Here is a 15527-nt window from a genome sequence, read left to right as displayed (position 1 = left end):
AAATCGGGGCGTGGCTCAGCCTGGTAGAGCACCGCGTTCGGGACGCGGGGGCCGGAGGTTCGAATCCTCTCGCCCCGACCATTTAAAAAGGGACCAGCCGGAAACGGCTGGTCCCTTTTTTGTGGTGGGCAGTGCCCACCCTAAGTTATACCCATCCCGAAAGAAAACTCACCACCGAATCCAGGCTTGCGGCCAGCGCCTCTTTTGGCCGCAGTCCCTTCCGCAGATGATATATGAATACCGGCACTCCGATGATAACGAGGAAGGCCGCTTCCAGCACAAGCAATACTATGGCCTGGGCCGCCCATTCCCGGAGCCAGGGATTGAAGGCCAGGAATAGAGCCAGCGCGTTAAGAAGCAATACGACCCAAAAGACGCCTTTTATCATCCGGGCAACCGCCTTATAAATGTCAAAGCTGAATTCCTGTCGCTCGCGCCTCCTCCTTGACGGGAAAGGCTGGGAAGGGGTGAAGTTATTTCACCCTCCCCTCTTATCCCCTCCCATCAAGGGAGGGGAGGTCTGAATTGCCGCGGCTTGCGGCAGGGTAATTATTTCTACGCCTTCTAACTCCACATTCGCATTCCGATGCAATTCACAAGCACGATGAATAAAAAAGGGCCAGCCCAAATTGGGCGGCCCGGTAACTTTATTCCATTGCTGCGCGCTTCAATACGGGCCCGCCCTGCCTGTCTTCCTGTATATCTCCTCTATCCTCTCCTTAGCCACCGGGTGCCCGGGCACTATCCTGTCCACGGCGCGCCAGTGCTCAAGCGCCTCGTCGTATTTCTCCCAGCGCTCAAGCTCAAGGGCCTTGTCCATCTCCCAGCCGTGGTATATCTTCCAGTCGCCCTCCTCGCGGACGAGGAAAAGGATTACCGGGCTCGCCCCCCTGGGTACGCTACCCTTCAAGTAGCGTTTTTTCAAGGCCCTGTCAAACTCGCCATATTCCATGCCGCTCGTTGCCGCGCCGAAGGCGAAGCCGAGCATGTCTCCCATGACGACGTCGAGCCTCGGCATGACCACCGAGGCCGCCACAACGGACCTCATGCCCTCGGTCTCGGCGCTCACTATCGATACTTTCGCCTGCTTCGCGAGCTTGGCCGCTATTGTGCCGGATTCCACCTCGTGAATCATGTCGTATGACTTCCGCTCCTTTACCGCCCTGTCGCGCCCAGAGGCGCAGTTCCAGGTGGTGTCGAGGTCGTTCTCAAAAAATGCGTTAAGGTAATTTTCCGCAGCCTTCTCCGGCGTAGACCCGCAGGAGCGCGTGCACCCCGAGGCCGCGAGCAGGGCAACTGCGGCGAGGAACGCAAAAAACACATGACGGGAACAGGCGTTCGTGCTCATCTTAAAACCCATGAGACGCCCTCTCTGACCTGTACTGCTTAAGCCCCGGCACCTCAAGCTCCACGAGCTTCCATCCGGAGCCCTTCGCGTAGTCCATTGTGCACCTGTGATTGAATGTCATGTTATTGATCGAGAACGAGCCTTCGGCCTGGTACCTGCTGCCCTCGATATTCCTTACCGAGGCTGGGCTCCACCGGAAGGACTCCACATGGCCGTCCTCTTCGAGCTCGGCCCGCACGAACCCCTCGCACTCCTCTCTTGCCGTGTATCTCATGGCCTGGGGGCTTCCGGGCTCGACCAAGCGCGTGAATGTCATGGATACCTCGGCCTCGTCGACCGGGTCGTAAAGCTCGTAATGCCGCTCGTCCGGCTCGAACTCGGCCGCCGCCAGAACGACGAATCCAAAGGTGCAAGCGAAGTCCGAGGCGAAAAGCACCGTGCCTTCCGCCTCGGCAATGCCTGCGCCATCGAACTCGACATACATGGGCAGGCTCTTTACGAGGTCGCAGCCGTCGACCAGCGGCGGATGGACCGCGGCAATGCGCGCCGCGCCATCCGGAGGGCCGTTTATCTTGAGCCTTATCGGGAACTGCATGCCCCCCGGCTGCTTAATATCGCCTTCGAGCCTGGCAGGGCCGGTAAGGTAAACCGAGAGCCCGCCGCTTCCGTAGCCCGCCTCAGTCTGGCTTCCGACCGCTTTCGGGGGCTTGTCGCACCCCGTTAGAATGATGAGCAGAAAAAAGATGAGCGCGCTGCCGGCGGTCCTGTAGAATCTTTCAGACAAGAGAGGCCTCCTTCGTGTCAGTATTCATCTTCACTAATCGGAATCTTTCCCTGAATCTTTAGCTTGCCGGAGTCCGTGGCGGGGTCAAACCGCGCATTAAATATTACACGGCCCGCCCCGAGGCGTCGGGAGGCACTGTAATTTTACGGCTCGCCTTAAATAACATCTTAAGAATATTCACCGAAGAGACGATATTCTGGAAAGCTTCCGTTTTAACAACCTGTCAGGCCAGTACGGGGGAAAGATGAAAGCCTTGGGCGTCTCAGATTATTTCCGCAGGCATCAGGAACAGGCATTTCTCCTGAAAGTCTTCCTGCTCATAATCGTGATAATCACCCTCAAGGGCTACATCGACGCCTTCATGGGCATTATCATGTTCATTTTTCCCGTGCTTTTCCTCTTTTATATCAGGCTGAAGGCCATCGCCACCAACAAGAGCGCGACCAGCGTCCTGAAGCAGCATATCACCTTCATGCCGGTCTTCTATGCCGAGGGGGAACGGAAGAAAGAAGGGGTCGCGCTTGTAACTTATCTGCTTATCGCCATGAACGTGGCCGTCTTTTACATGTTCCAGTTGAATCCGCTCATAGACAGGGAGTTCGTCTATAATAACCTCCTTTTCCTGCCCCCGGAGCCGAATTTCTGGAACGTGCCCATAAGCGCGATCACGGCCGTTTTCCTCCACGCCAATGACGGCCACCTCTGGGGCAACATGATATTCCTCTGGGTCGTCGGCACCGTGGTAGAGAAGAGGATGGGATGGGAGAGGTTCCTTCTTTCGTACATGATAGCAGGCATAGTGGCGGGGATTGTTGCCGCATCGGTCCCGTTCATCTTCCTCGGAAAGGTCTCGCACGGGCTCGGCGCATCCGGCGCCATTTCCGGGGTCATGGGCCTCTTCGCCGTGCGCTGCTATTTCAAGAGCATGGTATTCCCGCTTCCCATACTCGGCATCTTCTCCCTCATCCTGCCCGTGGCCCTCAAGATACGGCTCAACTCCCTCGTCATAATAGGTATATTCTTTTATCTCGACCTGAGCGGCGGCATAGGGCAGCTGGCAGGCACTGTCATGTCGAATATCGGCCACTGGGCCCATATCGGCGGCATGATCGCCGGGATATGCATAGCCTGGTTTACCGGGCTCGGCGAGCAGGCCGTCGAGGAAAGGCACCTCGACATAGGGGTGAAGGCTACGGATGAGGGCATGACATCCGGCGAAGGCGAGGAGTCCCTAAAGATCGTCCTGCAGAAAAACCCCGCTAACGGCGAGGCGCTCCTGAGCCTGGCCCGCATGAAATCCAGGTTTTCGTCCACGGAAGAAGGCAGAGACTACTATGCAAAAGCCGTCAAGGCGCTTGCGGCCTCCAACCCGCAGGAGGCCGCGACCGTCTTCAAGGAGTTTTATTCGAAATACCTCTCCGGTGTCGAGCCGGTGCTGCAGTTAAGGCTCTCTGGCGTCCTCTACAAGAGGGGGGAACTGGACATCGCGGCAAGGAGCCTCGAGATGCTCTCGAATTCTAAAGACACCCCTCCCGACGTACTGGAGAGGGCCATCTACCAGTGCGCGGCCGTTCTTGAGGAAATGGGGCTAAGCGAGGCTGCCACGAGCTACTACGAGCGCTATGTCGAATCCTTTCCTGATTCCCCCGCGCTGCCGAAGATAAAGGCCAAGCTGAAGAGCGCCTGACCCGGTCGAATTAACCGGCTGGGCGGCCCCAAAAAACTTTAGGGGCGGCGACTCGAAGTCGCCGCCCCTAAAGGGCACTGCGGTCATTGGGCGGGGGGCAAAGCGGCTATGTGCTGCGGTCCTGTCGTCAGGAGGGAATAAGCTCTACTCTATCGCAATCGCGTATTAAGCCCCTATGCAACGTCCCTGTATTCCGTATGGGTCTCTTCCGCCATCCGCTTAAGCTTCCCGATGGCCTTTGCCTCTATCTGCCTTACCCTCTCCCTCGTTAGCCCGAACTCCCTGCCCACTGTCTCGAGCGTCTTTGGCTCCTCCCCGTCAAGGCCGAATCGCTCCCTTATGACCACCTTCTCGTTCTCGTCCAGGCATTCGAGCCACGTCCTCACCTTCGCCGCCCTGTCCGCCATGTCGACGGCCTCCATCGGCGGGGGGAAGGTCTCGTCAACCAGTTTTTCCATGAGCGACTGGTCGGCGTCCTCCGAGACCGGGCCCTCAAGCGAATAGCTTTTCCGGGTTATCCCGTTGAGCTTCTTTACATACCTTCCTGAAAGGCCGGTCCTCTCCGAGAGCTCCCTTATGTCCGGCTCGCGGCCCAGTTCGCTCGTCAAGTCCCTCTCGGCTCTCGAAACCCTGGCAAGGTCGGTCGAGACGTGTATCGGAAGCCTTACCGTGTCCGCCTGGTTTGCTACGGCCCTGTCAATCGACTGCTTTATCCAGTAGGTCGCGTACGTCGAGAACTTGCAGCCCTTTGAGGCGCTGAAACGCTCCGCCGATTTTATGAGGCCTATATTCCCCTCCTCGATAAGGTCTTGGAGAGGAAGGCCCCTGTTCAGGTGCCTCTTGGCGATGTTCACGACGAGCCGGAGATTAGCCTCTATCAGCGTCCTCCTGGCCTCGCCGTCGCCCTTTGCTATCCTCCTTGCGAGCGCCTTTTCCTCGGCTGCCGTAAGGAGACGTATCTTCCTTATCTCCCTGAAGTACGTCGTTACCGAATCCGAGGTCTTTTTCTCTCCGGCCTCGGCGGACGGCGGCCTGCCCCTCCGGGCCGGCCTCGATGTTTCGTCTTTCATGGCCTCCCCCTGTTTTCCAGGCGGGGCCTGCCGTTACGGCGGATTGCCAACTTATCCAGGGAAGAGCGGGTCAATTCATATCAGAAACGAGGACCGGGAGCCAATGCTCCCGGTCCTTCAGACTCAGAAGTTAGCCTCTGCGTATTTCTCCAGCCCCGCCTGGTCGGGCTTCATGCCCTTCTCTCCCTGTTTCCAGTTGGCCGGGCAGACCTCGCCGTATTTTTCGTTGAACTGGATCGCGTCCAGCACCCTCAAGACCTCGTCCACGTTCCTTCCGAGCGGGAGGTCGTTTATGGTTATGTGGCGTATCTTGCCGAGCTTGTCTATTATGAACAAGCCCCTCAGGGCTATGCCCGGCTTCTCCACAAGCACGCCGTAGCTCCTGCTTATGGATTTGTCGAGGTCGGAGACGAGCGGGTATTCTATCTCGCCTATGCCGCCCTTTTTCCTGGGGGTGCTCCTCCAGGCGATGTGCGAGAACTGGCTGTCTACCGAAACCCCCAGCACCTGCGCGTTCCTCGCGTGGAACTCGTCTATCCTGTCGCTCATCGATATTATTTCGGTCGGGCATACGAAAGTGAAGTCGAGCGGGTAGAAAAACAGCACCACGTACTTCCCTTTGTAATCCGAAAGTTTTATTTCCTTTACCGAGCCGTCCTCCATTACCGTTGTCGCCTTGAAGTCCGGGGCCTCGTTCTGAACTACTGCCATTGTCTCCGCCATTTTCATTTTTCTCCTTCTTTGTTAGTTTGTGTTCTTTATGCGGCACCTGTTGCACAGGCCGTAAAAGTCTATATGGTTGCCGGTGGTGGTGAACTCCTTTGTAACCTCATCCGGCAGCTTCAACGAAGCCGAATAGTCCACGAAGACGTCGCCTATCCTCCCGCACCCGGTGCACATGATATGGTGGTGCGGGGCCGGGTTGGGATCGAAATGCTTCCTCTCCGGGTCTATGGTCACCTCCATTATCTCGCCCCTCTCCTTGAGGGCCTGGATGGTGTTGTAGACCGTGGCAAAGGAGACCGTCGGGTACCTCTTCTTTATCTCTGTATAGATGTCCTCCGCAGTGGGGTGGCTGGTGTTCCCCTCGAGGAACTTGAGGATCGCAAGCCTCTGCGGCGTGAGCTTGAAACCCATGCCCCGGTATTTCCTTACTATCCTCTCCATCGCGGCTCCTTCTTGTACTAACAATTACTACTTAAGAATAATTCTATTATAGAACAAAAAAAATATATGTCAAGGCCTTCATTGTGAAATCTATAATTAATTGATTTTATTGATTTAATCTTGCAGGAAAGGCCCGCCTGCCCCTGTCTTATTAACGGTCTCACGCAGGAAATCCATCGTGGGAATGCTCCATATTATGAGGCCAAGCGAGATGGAGGCCAGTATCAGGAAGTCCAGGTACATGGCTTTAAGGAAGAAAAGGCAGAAGCCGAAGATGAGGACCGCTTCTGCGAAAAGCATAGATATCACTGGCGTCAGCACAAGGTGCCTCATGAGCGCGTCAGCGTCGCCGACCAAGGCCCTCAGCGCCTCCTTCGAATAGCGCCTGTTGGATATGGCGGCAGAGGCCCCTATGGCAGCGGCGCTCAATCCGTAAAAGATGCCCCTAAGGAGGTGCTCGCTTGCCTCTGGGCTGAAGCCCCTGAAGTAGATATACAGATACTTGAGGAGCAGCACGACCCCCGCGTACATGAACACGAACAGGGCCGCGAAGACAGCGACCATCACGCTCGAACGCCGGAGGTCTGAAAGGAATCCCCTGTCTATCGTCATATGATGATTTCCGTCATGTTCCGCGCCGGGCCGGACGTGCTATCAATGGAACGATCGCGAATGACTGGCCTCGCGTCTCTTTTTGAGTTAAGATTCCTTGAATAAGCTAAAACAAATAGGGCCCCGAATCAAGGAGGTTTTTATATGCTCTTCCTTACCATGCACATGGTCCACGTGCTTACGGTCATACTGTGGATAGGCGGGCTCGCCTTCGTAACGGGCATAGTCCTCCCCATGGCGATAAAGACGCCCGACCCGCTCCAGAAGGTGCTTACCTTTCAGAGGATAGAGCACAGGTTCGCGCCCCTTGCGAAGGCCTACAACATAATAGTCGGCATAACCGGCTTCGTCATGGTCTGGCAGACGGGCTGGTACGAGCTTTACTTCCAGCCGGGCGGCTGGGCTCTCACCTTCATGACCGCCGTCTGGGTCTTCTGGTTCGTGATGCTCGTAGGGCTCGAGCCCATCGTTATAAAGAAGATGCTGGACAGGATGGCCCGGGAAGGCGCGACAATGGACATAGACGGGATATTCAGGAAGGTAAAGACGCTCCACTGGGTGATGGTCGCGATTTCATTGGCAGCTTCGGCGGCAGGCGTGCTCGTCGCACACGGCTAAAGGCTTATAGTCCTTCCGCGTATCTCAAGGCCCTCGATCTCCAGGAGGGCCTTCTTGATTTCCATTCCGCCGGAGAACCCTCCAAGCATCAGGTCAGCCGCAACGACCCTGTGGCAAGGGATGACGATTGGGACCGGGTTCCTTCCGCACGCGCCTCCCACGGCCCTCGCGGCCCCCGGTTTCCCGATAGACCTCGCGACCTCGCCGTAGGTCTTTACACTCCCCCGGGGAATACGCCTGAGCTCTTCCCATACGGCCCTGTCGAATTCAGCGCCCGAGAGGCTCAAGGGAATACTGAACACGACGTCCTTGCCTTTGAAGTATTCATCGAGCGTCCTGAAAAGGGCCGCAAATGACGAGGGCTTCTCCATTGGCTCGGCCCCTTCCGCGCGCAAGGAAGCGACGAACTCAATTCTACTGCCGCGTATGCAGAGGTGAGCGAGCCCACTGGCGTCAGAGGCGACGAGTATTACGCCGAGCGGCGACTCAAAGGCCGCCCAATCCATCCTCTTTAGCTTATCCATGCGAAAAGGATAAAACAGATGGCATCGCAAAGGCAACCGAATTCGGGCTTTTGACTTAACGCCCCGCTTCTGCTATTTTAAGACCCATGCGCTTTGCACGCGCAATACAAGCAGAAAGGAAGTCCCGCGGGCCCGGCAGGGCCGTAACGGTCCGGGCAGGGCATAAAAGATGAGCTTCAAGGTCGCATTCGCGTTCTGGTTCGTTATGGTGCTGATAGCCATAGGAAACGGTTTTTTCGCCGAGAAGGTCCTCGTACGCCACATAGGGGACTACGGCTCGCATCTCTACAAGACCATCCTCATAATCGCGGTCATCTTCATAGGCTCATACATCTACATGGCCGGGTTCGCCGGGCCCCCGCTCGTATCGACGGCTTTAAAGACCGGATTCTTCTGGCTCTCGTGCAGCGTCGTCTTCGAATTCATCTTCGGGCATTACGTCTTCGGCTTTCCCTGGGAGCGGCTCTTCGCGGACTACAGGATCTGGGAGGGGAGGCTCTGGTCGCTTGTGCTCGCCTCCGAGATAGCCGGGCCGCTCCTTGCCGCATGGCTCGTAAGGAGTTGCATCTTAAAAATTTGCTGAAAATCTCATTCAGGCTGCTCAAAAAGCTCAAGACGACACGGCAGATTGGGCTTTTTCAGCAGTCTGTTCACGGGGAGTGCGCAAGTGGGCAATGTCCTCACAATCAACAGCGGCTCATCGAGCATCAAATTCTCTGTGTACGCGCCCGGGAACTCTCGCCTCCTCTTCGGAAGGCTCGAGAGGATCGGCCTGCCTGAGGGGGCGTTCCTGGCCTTTGACGGCAACGGGGCCGCGCTTCTTGAAGAGAGGATGAGATTCCAGGACCATGTCCCCGCATTAAAGGCCCTCTTCGACTGGCTTAAAAAAAGGCCCGAAGGTGAGGGCATAAGGGCGGTCGGGCACAGGGTCGTGCACGGCGGCAGGATTACCTCGCCCCGGGTGATCGACCCGGAGCTCATGGACACCCTGAGGGCGCTCGTGCCATTTGCGGCAGAGCACCTCCCTCATGAGATAAAGGCCATTGATGCAGTTGGGAAATACCTTCCCGGACTCCCCCAGGCAGCCTGCTTCGATACCTCCTTCCACACATCCATGCCTCCAGCCTCCCGGACCCTCTCCATACCTCGCGAGATAAGGGCTGAAGGCGTCGAGCGGTACGGCTTTCACGGGCTTTCATACGAATACATTATGGAGGAGCTCAAGAGGATCGACCCGGAGGGGGCTTCAGGCCGGGTCGTGATAGCGCACCTTGGTAACGGCGCCTCCATGAGCGCGGTAAAGGGCGGGATGTGCATAGACACTACCATGGGATTTACGCCGCTCGGAGGGCTCGTAATGAGCACGCGCACCGGCGACCTCGACCCGGGCGTCATCGTCTATATGCTGAAAAAGAAAGGCCTCGGGGCTGACGAGCTCAATGAGGTGCTGAACCGCAAATCCGGCCTCCTCGGCATCTCGGGGATCAGCCCGGACATGTCCGACCTCCTTGAAAAGGAGGGCTCCTCAAATGAGGCCGCCCTCGCCGTGGAGGTCTTCTGCAGGCAGGCCAAAAAATTCCTGGGCGCGTTCGCCGCCGTGCTGGGCGGCATAGGCACGCTCGTCTTTACGGCCGGAATGGGCGAGAACTCGCCGGTCATAAGGGAGCGCATACTTGAGGGGCTGGGCTTTCTGGGCATTGAAATCGACCCGGAGGAGAACAGGATTAACGGCCCGGTCATCTCAAGAGGGCCGGTAATGGTGCGGGTCATGAAGACTAACGAGGAGCTTATGATAGCCCGGCACGCCAGAAGGGTAGTGGGCCTGGGCTGAACCGGCTACGACCGGGGGCGTGGAAGCCCGGTCATGCATCGACAAGAGAAAGGGTTCGGACGGAGTTGAAGGGGCTATTGCCGGTTTTCCGAGCTCATGGCAATGGCAGTTCCGTCGGTCAGGAGCTTCGCGCTTATCTCGTCCCTTACGGCGGCAAAGGCCTGCCATTCGTTCTTGGGAATGGATTTATCCGGCACAGGTTTTATGCTAAGCGGGTTAATGAGCCTGCCGTTTACGCGCACCTCGTAATGCAGGTGCGGCCCGGAGCAGAGGCCGGTGCATCCAACATAGCCTATCATGTCTCCCTGGCTCACCTTGACGCCGGTCCTTATGCCTTTCCTTATCTTGGAGAGGTGGGCATAGAGCGTGGAGTAGCCGTTATTGTGCCGTATCTCCACATAGTTTCCATATCCCCTGTTAGTGCCGGCGAATTTGACTATGCCGCTCCCGGCGGCCTCAACTGGCGTGCCTACGGGCGCCGCGTAGTCGATCCCGTGGTGGGGCCTGTACTTCTTCAGTATGGGGTGGTACCGCTTGGTGGTAAAGTGGCTCGATACCCTTCTGTACCTGAGGGGCGTTTTGAGGAGCGACCTCCTCAAGGACCTGCCTTCGCCGTCATAGTAGCCGGTCCCGCCGTTCCCCTCGTAGTATACGGCCGTGTACGTCTTCCCGCCGTTTACCATCTCGGCGCCGATTATTTTCCCGCTCCTTACCGGCACTCCCTCGACGTAAAGGACCTCCTTCAGTATCCTGAAGGAATCGCCCTTCCTTATGTCGGATGTGAAGTCTATGTCCCACGCGAATATGTCCGTGAGGGCCATCACGGCCTGCGGGTCGGCCCCGGCCTTCATCGCGTCCTCGTAGAGCGAGTTCTCGATCGTCCCTGATACGACTACCTCCCGTATCTCGTTCGGGAGCTCGGCCTTGCTTGCGAAGATGCCGCCCTCGGGCGTCTTCTCTATGAGGAGATACTCGTAGTCGCTGAACTTGTACTCGATCCTGCGGACCGCTTCCTCGAGGGTGTAGATGGTCAGGACCGAGTCTTTCCTGAGCTGCCTCATGCTGAAGATCGGACGGGCCTTTTCGGCGATCTCGAGTATTTCGGGGCCAGGTACGTTCAGGCCGGACATTATCTGGTAGAAGGTGTTGTTGCCGGCGAGCTTGAAGTCATGCCTTACAAGCTCAGGGCCTTTGGGGGCGTCCTCGGCCCCGGCTTCCTGCTCGGGGACGGCTTGCCATTTGAGCGATGCCTCCGGGCTTACTATGAATAGGAATGAAAGGAGGAATGAGAGGCCTGCGAGCGAAACTATAAGAGCGGTCCTCAGGTGGAACTTCTTCTCATTCCTGTTTGAGAATTCCGTCAATATTCCGTCCTCTCCCAATGCAGGTATGCTGTTTGGACGCGTTCCGACGTGCGCCGAGACGCGTTTCCGAGCGGGTTCCGGACATAATAATGAAGAGGAAGACCAATGTCAAGGCTTTGTTGAACCTTTTTCAACAAGTTGTGGGTAACGAAAAGCTTTTTCGTGAGTAAAAAAAGGAGGATATGCGGGAGGAGAGGCGGATGGGAATGCGTGATTTCAGAGCAGCTCAATGACCGCTTGAAAACAGGTCGCGTAAAGATGTAACATACGCCCCATGAGGGTGGATCTGGACAAGGCAGCGTTCCGGCCCGGCAAGGCCCGCATACTCGTGGCCGACGACGACCGCTTCTACCTGCAGGTATACTCGGACCTCATCTCAGAGCTCGGGTACGAGTGCATACACGCGCAGAACGGCCTCGAAGCGCTTGAGAAGGCGCGCACCCACATGCCGGACATCCTCATAATAGACGTAGTGATGCCGGGGATGGACGGGTTCGAGGTCACCCGCAGGCTCAAGGAAGACCCCCTCACCACCCACCTGCCGGTCGTCATAATGACGTCCCTTTCCGACAGGGCCTCGAGGATGAAGGGGCTTCTCGGCGGCGCGGACGAGTTCCTCTCGAAGCCCGTTGACGAATCGGAGTTCAAGGCCAGGCTCAGGAACCTTCTGAAGGTAAAGAGGTACGAGGACTACCTTGTCGAGCACGGCAGGAGGCTCGAATACGAGGTGGAGGACAAGTCGGTCCAGCTCGAAAAGGCCTTCGCCAAGATACGGACCGGCTACATAGAGACGGTATACAGGTTGACGCTCGCGGCCGAGCTCCGGGACAAGGAGACCGGCTGGCACATAAGGAGGATAAGCCTCTATTCGCAGCTCCTCGCCAGGTATATGCGCCTGCCGGAGGAGACGGTCGAGGCCATATTCTTCGGAAGCCCGATGCACGACGTGGGAAAGATCGGCATCCCGGACTCCATACTCCTCAAGCCCGGCCCGCTCACCGACGAGGAGTTCAAGGTGATGAAGACGCATTCGGCCATAGGGGCCGACCTCCTCAAGGACTCGGACTCGGAACTGCTGGCGACTGCGAGGGAGATAGCGCTTACGCACCACGAGAGGTGGAACGGCGAAGGATACCCGAGGGGATTGAAGGGCGAGGAGATACCGATTTCAGGGAGGATAGTAAATATAGTCGACATATACGACGCCTTGAGGAGCGTGCGCCCCTACAAGGAGTCCTTTGACCACGAGGTCTCCTGCGACATAATCTTCCGCCACCCCGAGCGCTTCGACCCGCGGGTCCTCTCGGCTTTCAGGGACTGCTCGGAGGAGTTCCGGAGGCTCTACGACGAGAACAGGGACGACCTTCAGAACCGCCCGGTTATGATATAGTCGGCGTCCTCGGGACCCACGTGGTCCACTGCCAGGGTCTTCGAGTCGGGCAGCAGGACGACGCTCGAATACGCGGAAAGCCTGCCTACCTGGGCCGGTATGCCCCTCTTCCACGAATGCCCTCCCCCTGCCATCACCACCATCTTCATCCCGGGGTTCCTGTCCATGAACTCTATGGCGTTGTGGGCCATCGCGTTGTCCCAGACAAGCTGGGCCTCGCAGAAGTTCTTGAAATCCACCCCGTGCTTGCCGTGAGAGTCGAGGGCCTCGCGCATGAAGTTCTCGTAGGTCTCGTCCACCTTGCATTCGATTCCGGGCGGGAGCTTCTCGAGGTCCTCAGGCGTAAGCGACTCGAAGCCCTCCTTTAGCACCTGGTTCACTATCTTCTTCTGGATGTTGAGTGCGACGAGCGGGATGCCCTCTTCCCTTGAGTATAGGAAGATGTCCTTATAGAGGTGCCACGGGATGTTCCAGTTGCTCTTGTAGACGGCCCTGAAATCCTCTTCGGACATCTCGCCCCGCACCCATTTGTCGAGCGCGTCCTGGCTCTCGGTCTTGAACATCTCCATGCCTATGGAGATGTCGGCGCCCTGGCCCCTGAGGGCCTTTATGACCTGGAGCTGCGCCTCATGGTGGAGCCGCATGCTGTGCGCCTCGCCGATGAAGATGAAGTCCGCTTCCGAGGCCTCTTTCACGAGGTCCGCCGGCTTTACGGCCTGCTGGTCGGCGACCCTGATTATCCTCGGCTCGCGGCACCCTGCCGCGAAGACCAGGACCACGGCAAGGAAACAGGCCGCCTTGAGCCACCCCGGGACGGCGCTCACGGTCTTTTCCATCATTCTCTCTCTTCCATCGGGATGTAGGGACGGGAGCGGAGGCCCGTGTACTTCTGCTCGGGCCGGTATATGCGGTTGTAGTTGAGCTGCTCCATCCAGTGGGCGAGCCATCCGACGACCCTGCCCATTGCGAATATGGGTGTAAAGAGCTCCGTGGGTATGCCCATGCTCCGGAAGAGGATGCCGGAGTAGAAGTCTATGTTCGGATATAGGCCTTTCGGCGCAAGCTCCTCCATGACCACAGCCTCTATCTCGCGTGAGGCCTCAATCGTGTTTTTGTCTATCTCGTCGAGCTCCGCGAGCCGGGCTATATAGCCCTTGAGGACCTCGCCCCTCGGGTCGGTCGTCTTGTATATCCTGTGCCCGACCCCCATGACCTTTTCCTTCCGCCTGAGCTTGCCTTCTATGTACGCCCTCGCGTTCCCGCTCGGCCCTATCTCGTCGAGCATCCGGACGACCGCCTCGTTGGCCCCGCCGTGGAGCGGGCCCGAGAGCGTGCCTATGGCGGAGGATACGACCGTATATGGGTCCGCGAGCGTCGAGCCGACGACCCTGGCGCTGAAGGTCGACGCGTTCATCGTGTGGTCCGCGTGGAGTACGAGCATGGAGTCGAGTATCTTTTCGATAACCGGCGAGGGCTCCTTTTCGAGGAGCATGTAATAGAAGCTCGCGGCGAGCGAGAGGTCGTTCCTCGGCTGTATGGGAGCGTCCCCGTGCTTCAGCCTATGGACGGCCGCGACTATCGTGGGGAGCTTGGCTATGAGCCTTACGCACGACCAGTAGCGGGTCTCCGGGTCCAGGGTGTCCCTTGCGGGATAGTACATGCCCATCGCGGACGTGACGGCCTGCAGGTAGTGCATGGGGTGGCCGTTCTCCGGGAGGTACTCCATCATCCTGAGTATCTTGAGCTTCAAGCGGGTGTGGAAGGTGATGTCGGCCCTGAACTTCTCCAGCTCAGCCCTTTTCGGCAGGTGGCCGAAGAGGAGGAAGTAGGCGACTTCGACGAAGTTGCTTTTCTCGGCAAGCGCCTCGACCGGTATGCCCCGGTACTCGAGTATGCCCTTTTCCCCGTCTATGAAGCTTATCGCCGACTCGGCGGCTGGGATGCCTTCGAGCCCGGGGACCACGTCCATTGTAAGTCTCTCGTCCATTCCAGTGACCCGGTTTTGGCGGAGTAGAGCCCGCACATGGGTTCGAGGAGGATTCCCCTGCTTCCCTGCAAGCCAGATTCTATAACACTATCGCCGGGTTGTACATAAAAAAAGCCCCCATCCCGCCGGATGAGGGCTCCTGTAATCCCTTTGGGCTGCTATAGCATGGGATTGGGGTTGACGTTTTCAGCCTTGAGCCCCTTGGGGCCCTTGGTGATCTCGAAATCAACCCTCTGCCCCTCTTTCAGGGTCCTGAACCCGGAACCCTGTATGGACGTATAATGGACAAAAACGTCCTCGCCAGTGTCCTGTTCAATAAACCCGAAACCCTTGGATTCGTTAAACCACTTCACCTTTCCTGAAGGCATAAAGAAAAACCCTCCTTTCTCTTGGGATTCATAAGTAATAGGGGTTTTTCGCACTTCAGGTCCTTTTGCAATTACCTCGCGCTTCCAAACCCTGCTACTAGCTTACTTACTGAGTAAGTCTAATTGAGGGTCTGCGGCTTGTCAAGGAAGGGGGCGGGATTTTTCGCTACTCTTCTTTTCTCCTCGATTGCCTTGCGCACAGGAACTCCCGGAAAGCGCTGAGCGCCATTGCCCTGTGGCTTATTCTGTCCTTTTCCCCGGGCTTAAGCTCCGCAACCGTGAGCCCGGTTCCCGGCACGATGAAGACAGGGTCATAGCCGAAACCGCCTCTGCCTCTCGGCTCCGCGGCTATCTTCCCCTCGAACTCGCCCTCGAAGACCTCTTCCGTATTGCCCGGCTCGACGAAGGCGACCGCGCACCTGAAGCGCGCGGTCCTTTTGTCTTCCGGCACGCCTTCGAGCGCGGCCAGGAGCTTGGCGCAATTGTCGGCGTCGGTCGCGCCCTCGCCGGCATACCTTGCGGAAAAAACGCCTGGCGCACCGGAGAGCGCGTCCACCTCGAGACCCGAATCGTCGGAAAGCGCGGGAAGCCCCGTGGCCTCAGCGACGAAGCGGGCCTTTAAGAGCGCGTTCTCCCTGAAGCTCCGGCCCGTCTCCGGCGGGAGGGCGAGCGAAGGGTATTCGTTAAGGGATACGGCCTCGACCCCGGCGCCTTCGAGCATGGCCGCGATCTCCTTCGCCTTGCCCCTGTTCCTGGTGGCGATGACGAGCTTCATTA

The 15527-nt window shown here is 57.8% G+C and carries 18 protein-coding genes and 1 tRNA gene; 6 read left to right on the top strand and 13 right to left on the bottom strand.

The window, feature by feature from the left end; all coding sequences use genetic code 11:
- Positions 1–4: 4 nt before the first annotated feature.
- Positions 5–81 (top strand) — tRNA-Pro (locus QY316_03715).
- A 64-nt stretch (positions 82–145) separates the two neighbouring features.
- On the opposite strand, the gene QY316_03710 is transcribed toward QY316_03715, so the two are convergent.
- The 3 genes from QY316_03710 to QY316_03700 form a co-directional block, all read right to left on the bottom strand.
- A complete protein-coding gene (locus QY316_03710) occupies positions 146–388 on the bottom strand; it encodes a hypothetical protein (GenBank protein ID WKZ33523.1) in 243 nt (80 codons plus the stop codon).
- Positions 389–667: 279 nt separating this feature from the next.
- Complete coding sequence (locus QY316_03705) at positions 668–1360, bottom strand: hypothetical protein (GenBank protein WKZ33522.1); 693 nt, start codon at positions 1358–1360, stop codon at positions 668–670.
- Positions 1350–2132, bottom strand: coding sequence for a hypothetical protein (locus tag QY316_03700; protein WKZ33521.1), 783 nt, complete (start codon positions 2130–2132; stop codon positions 1350–1352). The genes QY316_03705 and QY316_03700 overlap by 11 nt, the downstream gene beginning before the upstream one ends.
- Before the next feature lie 244 nt (positions 2133–2376).
- On the opposite strand from QY316_03700, the gene QY316_03695 reads away from it, so the two are divergent.
- Complete coding sequence (locus QY316_03695; protein WKZ33520.1) at positions 2377–3819, top strand: rhomboid family intramembrane serine protease; 1443 nt, start codon at positions 2377–2379, stop codon at positions 3817–3819.
- Between the two features lie 173 nt (positions 3820–3992).
- On the opposite strand, the gene QY316_03690 is transcribed toward QY316_03695, so the two are convergent.
- From QY316_03690 to QY316_03675, 4 genes are all read right to left on the bottom strand, one after another.
- A complete protein-coding gene (locus QY316_03690; protein ID WKZ33519.1) occupies positions 3993–4889 on the bottom strand; it encodes an RNA polymerase sigma factor RpoD/SigA in 897 nt (298 codons plus the stop codon).
- A 123-nt stretch (positions 4890–5012) separates the two neighbouring features.
- On the bottom strand, positions 5013–5612 hold the full coding sequence (locus QY316_03685) for a peroxiredoxin (GenBank protein ID WKZ33518.1): 600 nt from the start codon (positions 5610–5612) through the stop codon (positions 5013–5015).
- A gap of 21 nt (positions 5613–5633) precedes the next feature.
- On the bottom strand, positions 5634–6056 hold the full coding sequence (locus QY316_03680) for a transcriptional repressor (GenBank protein ID WKZ33517.1): 423 nt from the start codon (positions 6054–6056) through the stop codon (positions 5634–5636).
- A 114-nt stretch (positions 6057–6170) separates the two neighbouring features.
- The gene (locus QY316_03675; GenBank protein WKZ33516.1) at positions 6171–6668 is read right to left on the bottom strand and encodes a hypothetical protein; all 498 of its coding nucleotides are present in this window, start codon (positions 6666–6668) and stop codon (positions 6171–6173) included.
- A 144-nt stretch (positions 6669–6812) separates the two neighbouring features.
- On the opposite strand from QY316_03675, the gene QY316_03670 reads away from it, so the two are divergent.
- Positions 6813–7286 carry a hypothetical protein gene (locus QY316_03670; protein WKZ33515.1) on the top strand — a complete coding sequence of 158 codons (474 nt, stop codon included), beginning with the start codon at positions 6813–6815 and terminating at the stop codon, positions 7284–7286.
- Here QY316_03670 and QY316_03665 read toward each other — a convergent pair.
- The gene (locus QY316_03665; GenBank protein WKZ33514.1) at positions 7283–7810 is read right to left on the bottom strand and encodes a methylated-DNA--[protein]-cysteine S-methyltransferase; all 528 of its coding nucleotides are present in this window, start codon (positions 7808–7810) and stop codon (positions 7283–7285) included. The genes QY316_03670 and QY316_03665 overlap by 4 nt on opposite strands.
- Before the next feature lie 169 nt (positions 7811–7979).
- Here QY316_03665 and QY316_03660 point away from each other — a divergent pair, with 169 nt between their 5' ends.
- Both QY316_03660 and QY316_03655 read left to right on the top strand, forming a co-directional pair.
- Positions 7980–8393, top strand: coding sequence for a hypothetical protein (locus tag QY316_03660; protein ID WKZ33513.1), 414 nt, complete (start codon positions 7980–7982; stop codon positions 8391–8393).
- A gap of 84 nt (positions 8394–8477) precedes the next feature.
- Positions 8478–9641 carry an acetate/propionate family kinase gene (locus QY316_03655; GenBank protein WKZ33512.1) on the top strand — a complete coding sequence of 388 codons (1164 nt, stop codon included), beginning with the start codon at positions 8478–8480 and terminating at the stop codon, positions 9639–9641.
- Between the two features lie 74 nt (positions 9642–9715).
- Here the strand turns inward: QY316_03655 and QY316_03650 are convergent, their stop codons facing one another.
- The gene (locus QY316_03650) at positions 9716–11005 is read right to left on the bottom strand and encodes a peptidoglycan DD-metalloendopeptidase family protein (GenBank protein ID WKZ33511.1); all 1290 of its coding nucleotides are present in this window, start codon (positions 11003–11005) and stop codon (positions 9716–9718) included.
- A 274-nt stretch (positions 11006–11279) separates the two neighbouring features.
- On the opposite strand from QY316_03650, the gene QY316_03645 reads away from it, so the two are divergent.
- A complete protein-coding gene (locus QY316_03645; protein ID WKZ33510.1) occupies positions 11280–12395 on the top strand; it encodes a response regulator in 1116 nt (371 codons plus the stop codon).
- Here QY316_03645 and QY316_03640 read toward each other — a convergent pair.
- The 4 genes from QY316_03640 to QY316_03625 all read right to left on the bottom strand — a co-directional run bounded on the left by QY316_03640 (position 12371) and on the right by QY316_03625 (position 15525).
- Positions 12371–13234 carry a ChaN family lipoprotein gene (locus QY316_03640; protein WKZ33509.1) on the bottom strand — a complete coding sequence of 288 codons (864 nt, stop codon included), beginning with the start codon at positions 13232–13234 and terminating at the stop codon, positions 12371–12373. The two genes, QY316_03645 and QY316_03640, sit on opposite strands and share 25 nt — an antisense overlap.
- On the bottom strand, positions 13231–14382 hold the full coding sequence (locus tag QY316_03635) for a citrate synthase (protein WKZ33508.1): 1152 nt from the start codon (positions 14380–14382) through the stop codon (positions 13231–13233). Before QY316_03635 ends, QY316_03640 begins: the two co-directional genes overlap by 4 nt.
- Before the next feature lie 158 nt (positions 14383–14540).
- Complete coding sequence (locus QY316_03630; GenBank protein WKZ33507.1) at positions 14541–14750, bottom strand: cold-shock protein; 210 nt, start codon at positions 14748–14750, stop codon at positions 14541–14543.
- Positions 14751–14916: 166 nt separating this feature from the next.
- The gene (locus tag QY316_03625; GenBank protein WKZ33506.1) at positions 14917–15525 is read right to left on the bottom strand and encodes an XTP/dITP diphosphatase; all 609 of its coding nucleotides are present in this window, start codon (positions 15523–15525) and stop codon (positions 14917–14919) included.
- Positions 15526–15527: the final 2 nt, after the last annotated feature.

It is taken from the genome of Thermodesulfobacteriota bacterium (genome assembly GCA_030583865.1).
In the GTDB taxonomy this organism is placed as follows: domain Bacteria; phylum Desulfobacterota; class GWC2-55-46; order GWC2-55-46; family GWC2-55-46; genus UBA5799.
The sequence above is the reverse complement of the archived record's forward strand: the minus strand, read 5'-3'. Positions and strand labels throughout refer to the sequence as shown.